We start from the raw sequence: 7,149 nt of genomic DNA, 5'->3' as shown, positions 1-7,149 counted from the left end.
CCCCACGGCCCCCCGCACCCCCAGCGGAGCGCCTACGCTGGGCCCATGCCTGAACGCCACGCCGTGTCACCTGCGTCCGGAGCGCACCTGCGCGCCCCCGACAGCGCACGGCTCACCGAGGCGACCGGAGTGTTCGCGATGCTCTCCGACGTCACCCGGCTGCACCTGCTGTGGCTGCTCGCGCAGGGCGAGTCGGACGTCGGCTCACTGGCCGACCGCTGCGAGGCGTCCCGCACGGCCGTCAGCCAGCACCTGGCGAAGCTGCGGCTCGCCGGGCTCGTGGACACCCGCCGCGAAGGCCGTCACATCTACTACAGCCTCGCCGACGGGCACCTCAAGCGCCTGGTCGTGGAGGCGCTCAGCCACGCCGACCACCGGGTCAGCGGCCAGGCACCGCACGACTGAGGACGATTCGTGAGCGCCGAAGACCGGCCGTCCCCCCTCCCGCTGTCGAGGCGGCCCGCTCTGGACGGGGACCGTGTGAGGCCGGACCGCCCCGGGGCCGGACGCGTGAGTGCCGTGGTGGCCGTGCTGACCGCCGGGCTCGTGCTGTTCCCCCGCGCGGTCCCCAACTCCGTGGGCCGGCTGGGTAGTCTGCTGGAGGCGTTCCTGCCCTGGCTCGGCCTGGTGGTCCTGGTCCTGCTCGGTGTGGGGCTGCTGCACCGCTCGGCCGTCGCGCTGCTGGCGCTCCTGCTTCCGGCGGCGGCCTGGACGTACACCTTCGGCGGGCTGCTGCTGCCCGGCGCGCCGCCCGGTCCGCACGACCTCGTCGTGGTGCAGCACAACGTCAGCGACGAGAACGGCGACCCGGCGGGCACGGCCCGCGCCCTGGCCGACGCCGAGCCCGACCTCATCGCGCTGGAGGAGCTGGTGCCCACGGCACTGCCGGTCTACGAGCGGACACTCGCCCCGGAGTACCCGTACCACGCCGTCCGGGGCACCGTCGGGCTCTGGTCGCGGCATCCGCTCACGGGGACCCGTTCGCTGGACATCAAACCCGAGGGGATCGAGGAGGACTGGCGCCGCGGGCTCAGGACCTCGGTCCGTACCCCGCACGGCGACCTCGCGGTGTACGTCGCCCACCTGCCGTCCGTCCGCCTCGGGGCGGGTGGACTCGCGTCGCGGTGGCGTGACGAGAGCGCCGCCCTGCTGGGCCGGGCCGTCGCCGCCGAGACGCGGGACCCGGTGGTCCTGCTGGGCGACCTCAACGGCACGGTCGACGACCGCGGCCTGGCACCGCTCACCACACGCATGAACGTGGCGGAGCGCGGCTTCGCCCTCAGCTACCCCGCCGGTCTCCCGCTCGCCCGGATCGACCAGGTCATGGCACGCTCGGCGACCGTCGCCGACATCCGCGCCCTGCCCGCCACCGGCAGCGACCACCTGCCGGTAGCCGCCCGGATCACCCTGGACTGACGACCGGTCACCCTGGACTGACGACCGGCGCGATGGACTCCAGTGTCGGCACGACCTCCTCGATCGAGCCGTCCGCGGTGAACACCAGCCGGTCCAGGGTGGATTCCCGGCGGACGCCGTCACCGCGCGGGGTGCCGGGGCCCGGGATCGCGAACCGGTGGTAGCAGATGAACCAGTCGTCGGTGCCGGGGACGTTCACCACCGTGTGGTGCCCGGTCGCGAGGATCCCGTACTCCGGGCGCTTGCGCAGGATCACCCCCCGTTCGGTCCACGGGCCGAGCGGCGTGGGGCCGGTGGCGTAGGCGACGCGGTAGTCCTCGCTGCGGGTGTCGTCCTCCGACCACATGAAGTAGTAGACGCCCCGGCGCTTGACGACGAAGGCCCCCTCGCGGAAGTTCGCCGGGGTGAACCGCCGTACCCGGTCCGGGTCGAAGGACACCATGTCCTCGTGGAGCGGCACGCCGTACGCCTCGCTGTTGCCCCAGTAGAGATACGTGGTGCCGTCGTCGTCCGTGAAGACGGCCGGGTCGATCATCTGGCCCGCGTAGTCGTCGCGCCCGATGAGCGGCCGGTCCAGGGCGTCCCGGAAGGGGCCGGCGGGGCTGTCGGCGACGGCCGCACCGATCTGCTGGTCGGCGCAGAAGTAGAAGTAGTAGGAACCGTTCCGTTCCCCGGCGGCCGGTGCCCAGGCGTGACGCTCCGCCCAGCGCACGTCCTTCTCCAGGTCGAGGACGACTCCGTGGTTCTCCCAGGTGACCAGGTCGTCGGAGGAGAACACCTCGAAGCGGGTGCCGCCCCAGCCCTCGAAGCCGTCCGTCGTCGGATAGATGTAGTAACGGCCGTGGAACTCCTGGATGTTGGGGTCGGCGTACAGTCCCGGCAGCAAGGGGCTGCGCATCGCCACCGCCTCCACGGTCCAGGTGCGGGCGGTCCCGTCGGCCGCCGTGACGGTGTACTCCTGCGGGGTGCGGAAGTCGCGCGGGGTGCCCGACGGGGGCTCGCTCCGGGAGTCCGCCGACAGGTCGAACTCCGGGGCGAGGGAGCCGAGTTCGGTGTCCGGGTGCACAGGCAGGACGACCTTCGACGCGGAGTCGTCGACCAGTGCGTATGCCTTCAGGCCCTCCGGCAGGCGGGCGTCGACGACGGACGCCGCTGGCGCGTACCCGCCGAGGAGCCGTTCGTACTCGGCCCGCGTCACCGGAAGCACCGAGCCGTGCCGCGCGCCGGGCGGCAGCGCGAACTCCGCGCAGGGCGTCCACTTCCCGGAGCCCAGGTCGGTGGTCTCGAAGGGCACATACCCGCGTCCGCTGAACTCGTCGACGAACAGGTACCACCTGCGGTCGTCCGTGTTCGACCTGAAGACGATCGGCCCCTCACCCTGCTCGACGGCCCCGTGACCGATACCGTCGGCCACGAAGTCGTACGCGGTGGCGCGCAGCTCCGTCGACCTCTCCACGGTGATGAACTTGCCGGCGGGCGCGGCGGGGGAGTGGGCGCGCTCGTCCTTGGTGAAGCGGTAGCAGGTGCCGTCGTGCCGGACGACGGTCGAGTCGATGACCGAGTGGCCGGGGTCGTTCCACACGCGGGGCTCGCTGAAGACGCGGAAGTCACGGGTGGTCGCGTACAGCATCCTGTTGTGGGTGTCGGCGGTGTGGTCCGGGTCGCCCTCCGCGTACAGCTTCGAGGCCCAGAAGACGACGAACGCGCCGAGCTCCGGGTCGTAGGCGGCCTCGGGCGCCCAGACGTTGCCGGCCGTGTCGGGGGCGACGCGCACCAGTCGGCGGTCGGTCCAGTGGACCAGGTCGGTGCTCTCCCAGACCATGAGCGAGGTGCTTCCGGTGCGCTGCACCCGGTCCCAGTCGCCGTCCGGCTCCCCGTGCATCCTGAGGTCGGTGGCGATCAGATAGAACCGGTCGCCCTCCGGGGCACGCACGAGGAACGGATCGCGCAGCCCGCCCGTCCCGAGGTCCGAGGTCAGCACCGGTGCCCCGCCGTTCAGTTCACGCCAGCGCAGCGGGTCGTCGCCCCGGCTGAGCGCGAACCTGATCCGCTCGCCGTCCGGGCTTCCCTCGCCGGTGAAATAGGCGAAGACGAATCCGGCGTACTGCTGCAAACCGACCTCCAACGATGCGGCCTTTTGGCATTTCCTGTGGGAAAGCCCGTCGACGAGTGTTTCCATCTGTGCCGAGCGGCGTCAATCGGCGCAGGGCGCCGGGGCGGCAGTGAAAGTTTCGGCGCGGGGCCTCCGTGCGGTCAGCCCTCCAGTCGGCGCAGTCGTTCCGCGTCGCAGGTGCGCGGGCAGGTCGAGCAGGCCTCGGCCGGGCGGATCGTGTAGTAGAGACAGCAGCCCAGACGGGTGCGGGTCGGGTGCTCACGGCCGTCGCTCGTGCGCAGGGAGCGGAAGTCGGCGCCGCCGGGGAAGGGTGCGTGGGCGGCGGGCAGGACGGCGGAGGCGGCCCGGACGCCGGCGGCCTCGTCGCCGCGCATCCGCCCGAGGTACCAGAGCCCGGAGACCAGGTCGTCGGAGACCAGCCCCCACAACGCGCGCGAGCCCCGGCGGACGTACGGGCCGATCGCCTCCAGCACCGGACCCATGTGGTCCGCCACGGCGGTCCTCAACTCGGCGCGCAGCGCCTCCTGGTGGGCGGCGACCCGGGCGCCGGGGAGGAGTGCGGCCGGGTCGCCCGGAAGGCAGACAAGCTCGGTGCCGGGGGTGACTTCGAAGGCGCCCGACGCGAGGTCGACGCGTATGTCGCCGGGGGCGATACGGGGCACGCGCCGCTCCAGACACCACACGCCGCTCATCAGCAGGCCCACCGACCAGGCGTAGTCGTGCAGGGCGCGGGAGGCGGCGACGTGCCGTGGCGCGGTGTGGCCGTGGCGCTCCCGGATGCGGGCGGCCTCCGCCTCCACGAAGGCTTCGACAGCCTCCCGGCCGTCCGTCAGGCCGACGGTGCGGGCGGGCGGTCGCCCTGATTCGACGATCCGCACGGACATCGCCTCGCACATCGCGTTCACGCGGCGGTAGGCGGCGGAGAGGAGCACCGGGACGGGTGTGGCGGTGTCGGCCTGGGGGGTCTCCAGGTGGGCCACGGTCATCGGTAACTCCATAGCGTGAAGGGGTTTGGCGAGAGAAGGAGGTAAGGCTTACCTTAGCTGCAAGATCGCGTGGCGATGACCAGGTGGAGTGTGAAGTAGTCGTGTGCGTCGTTGACCAGCGAAGTTACTGGCGGGTTGATCAAGGGCGTCGTGGATCACAGTGGGTCCACAGCAGTTGAAAACTAAAGCATGCCTAACCTAAGCTCACGTTTCGTGACTGCGACCGAACGGGCCGCGCCGACCGGCGCGCCCCCGCGTGCCCTGAGGCACCTGACCTTGTTCCTCGGCGGAATCGGCGCGCTGGCGCTGTGCGCCGCGCTGAGCCTCGCCCTGGGAACCCGCTCCGTCCCCCTGTCCACCGTGCTCGACGCGCTGGCCGGGCACGCGGAGGGCAGGGACGCCCTGGTGGTGACGGGACTTCGGCTGCCGCGCACGGTCATCGGCCTCGCGGTCGGCGCCGCCCTGGGAGTCGCGGGCGCCGTGGCCCAGGGGATCACCCGCAACCCGCTCGCCTCCCCGACGACCCTGGGAATCAACGCGGGCGCGGGCTTCGCGGTCGTCGTCGCCATCTTCGCGCTGAAGCTCACCGACCCCGTCGAGTACGTGTGGTTCGCCTTCGCCGGAGCCGCCGCAGCGGCCGTCCTCGCCCAGGCGCTGGCCCGCCGCGCCGGGGACATCGACCCGGTACGGCTCGCCCTCGGCGGCACGGTCCTCCAACTGGTGCTGCTGTCCTGGACATCGGCCGTCATGCTGGCCAGTCAGCGCACCCTGGACGAGGCACGCTTCTGGCTGGCGGGCTCCCTCGCGGGACGCCAACTCGACACGTTCTGGCCCGTGTTGCCGACCTTGCTGCTCGGCCTGCTGGTCGCAGGTGCCGTCGCGCCCGCCCTCAACGCCCTCGCCCTGGGCGACGACTCGGCCCAGGCCCTCGGTGTGCCGGTCACCCGCGTCCGCCTCGCCGGAGGCATCGCGGTCGTCCTGCTCGCCGGATCCGCCGTCGCCGTCGCGGGCCCGGTCGCGTTCATCGGACTCGCCGCGCCCCACCTGGTCCGCCCGCTCCTCGGCGGCGACCACCGCCTCCTCGTCCCCGGCTGCCTCGTCGCCGGCCCCCTGCTCCTCCTCACCGCCGACATCCTCGGCCGCCTGGTCATCCGCCCCGCCGAACTGGAGGTCGGCATCGTCACCGCGTTCCTCGGCGCACCCCTGCTGGCCCTGCTCGCCCGGAAGGTCGCCCGATGACACTGACGTACAAGGCGGCCGTACGACACGGCACGCACCGCCCGCCCGGCCGGGCCCGCCTCCTCGCCTACGGCGCCACCGGTCTCCTCGCCCTGCTCGCGCTGGTCACCGTCGCCGTCTCCACGGGGGAGATGGGCATGCCCGCCCCCGTGGCGCTCCGCGCGCTGGCCGGGTTCGGCGATCCGGGCGATGTGCTGGTGGTGCGGGAGTTCCGGGCGCCGCGGGCCGCCGCCGCCGTCGTGGCCGGCGCCGGACTGGGGGCTGCGGGCTGCGTTCTGCAACGACTGTTCCGCAACCCCCTCGCCTCCCCGGACGTGATGGGGGTGACGGGCGGGGCCTCGCTCGGCGCGGTTGCCCTGCTCGCCGCCGGAGCCTCCCAACTGCTCATCCCTGTCGGCGCGTTGGCCGGTGGCCTGCTGGCCGCGCTGCTGCTCGGGGTGTTCGCCTGGCGGTCCGGGCTCGCCGTCACCCGCCTGGTCCTCACCGGCCTGGCCGTCCAGGCGGGTCTGGCCGCTGCGGTCAACCTGATGATCGTGCGCTTTCCCGCCGAACTCGCGGGCTCGGCACTCCAGTGGACGACCGGGTCGGTGTACGGCCGCACCTGGACGGAGGTCTGGGGCGCGGGTGCCGCCGTGCTGCTCGCCCTCGCCGCCGCGCTGGTCACCCACCGCCGTCTCGCCGTGCTCGACCTGGGCGACGACTCGGCGGGCGCGCTCGGCCTCGACACCTCCGCCGCGCGCCTCCAACTGCTTCTCGTCGCCGTCACATTGGCCTCGCTGGCGGCGGCCCTCGCGGGGCCGGTCACCTTCGTCGCCCTCGCCGTCCCGCACATCGTCCGCTTCCTCACCGGCCCGCCGACGGCGGCGACGCTCGCGCTGGCGGCCCTCACCGGAGCGGTCCTCCTCCTCGGCGCGGACCTCGTGGTCCAGCACCTGCTGCCGGTGGAGGGTCTGCCGGTCGGCGCGGCGACCGCGACGTTGGGGGCGCCGTGGTTGCTGGTGCTGATGTTTCGCCAGAGCGCGCCGGTGCGGAGGGGGGTGTGAGGGCGCCCAGTAGCTCGGGGGTGCGGGTGCGTCGGCGGCTGCGGGTGCGTGGGGCTTCTCGCGCAGTTCCCCGCGCCCCTGAAAAGCAGGGGCTGCGCCCCGTGTTTTTCAGCCCGCAGTCCCGTGGACTTCCGGCCCCGCAGCGCCGTGGTCTTTCGGGCCCGCAGTCCCGTGGTCTTTCAGGCCCGCAGCGCCGTGGTCTTTCGGGCCCGCAGTCCCGTGGTCTTTCAGGCCCACAGCGCCGTGGTCTTTCAGGCCCGCAGGGGCCTGGGCTTTCAGGGGCGCGGGGAACTGCGCGAGAAGCCCCACCGGACCCGCACCCGCCGACGCACCGCAGCCACCCCCTACGACC

The 7,149-nt window shown here is 73.0% G+C and carries 6 protein-coding genes; 4 read left to right on the top strand and 2 right to left on the bottom strand.

Annotated elements, in window-relative coordinates; genetic code table 11:
• Positions 1 to 45 precede the first annotated feature (45 nt).
• Complete coding sequence (locus P1P70_RS36985) at positions 46 to 405, top strand: ArsR/SmtB family transcription factor (protein WP_033526294.1); 360 nt, start codon at positions 46 to 48, stop codon at positions 403 to 405.
• Between the two features lie 60 nt (positions 406 to 465).
• The gene (locus P1P70_RS36980) at positions 466 to 1,416 is read left to right on the top strand and encodes an endonuclease/exonuclease/phosphatase family protein (protein ID WP_413471634.1); all 951 of its coding nucleotides are present in this window, start codon (positions 466 to 468) and stop codon (positions 1,414 to 1,416) included.
• Between the two features lie 7 nt (positions 1,417 to 1,423).
• Here P1P70_RS36980 and P1P70_RS36975 read toward each other — a convergent pair whose 3' ends face one another.
• Both P1P70_RS36975 and P1P70_RS36970 read right to left on the bottom strand, forming a co-directional pair.
• Positions 1,424 to 3,529 carry a family 43 glycosylhydrolase gene (locus tag P1P70_RS36975; protein WP_319245577.1) on the bottom strand — a complete coding sequence of 702 codons (2,106 nt, stop codon included), beginning with the start codon at positions 3,527 to 3,529 and terminating at the stop codon, positions 1,424 to 1,426.
• 140 nt (positions 3,530 to 3,669) lie between these two features.
• Positions 3,670 to 4,515 carry a (2Fe-2S)-binding protein gene (locus P1P70_RS36970; protein WP_319245576.1) on the bottom strand — a complete coding sequence of 282 codons (846 nt, stop codon included), beginning with the start codon at positions 4,513 to 4,515 and terminating at the stop codon, positions 3,670 to 3,672.
• Positions 4,516 to 4,728: 213 nt separating this feature from the next.
• Between P1P70_RS36970 and P1P70_RS36965 the strand changes: the two genes are divergently transcribed.
• Both P1P70_RS36965 and P1P70_RS36960 read left to right on the top strand, forming a co-directional pair.
• Positions 4,729 to 5,754, top strand: coding sequence for an iron ABC transporter permease (locus tag P1P70_RS36965; RefSeq protein WP_319245574.1), 1,026 nt, complete (start codon positions 4,729 to 4,731; stop codon positions 5,752 to 5,754).
• The gene (locus tag P1P70_RS36960) at positions 5,751 to 6,797 is read left to right on the top strand and encodes an iron ABC transporter permease (protein ID WP_319245572.1); all 1,047 of its coding nucleotides are present in this window, start codon (positions 5,751 to 5,753) and stop codon (positions 6,795 to 6,797) included. The genes P1P70_RS36965 and P1P70_RS36960 overlap by 4 nt, the downstream gene beginning before the upstream one ends.
• Positions 6,798 to 7,149: the final 352 nt, after the last annotated feature.

The sequence above is a fragment of the Streptomyces sp. MB09-02B genome, from assembly GCF_033794485.1.
GTDB lineage: Bacteria > Actinomycetota > Actinomycetes > Streptomycetales > Streptomycetaceae > Streptomyces.
This window is presented reverse-complemented; position numbering and strand designations above follow the sequence as displayed.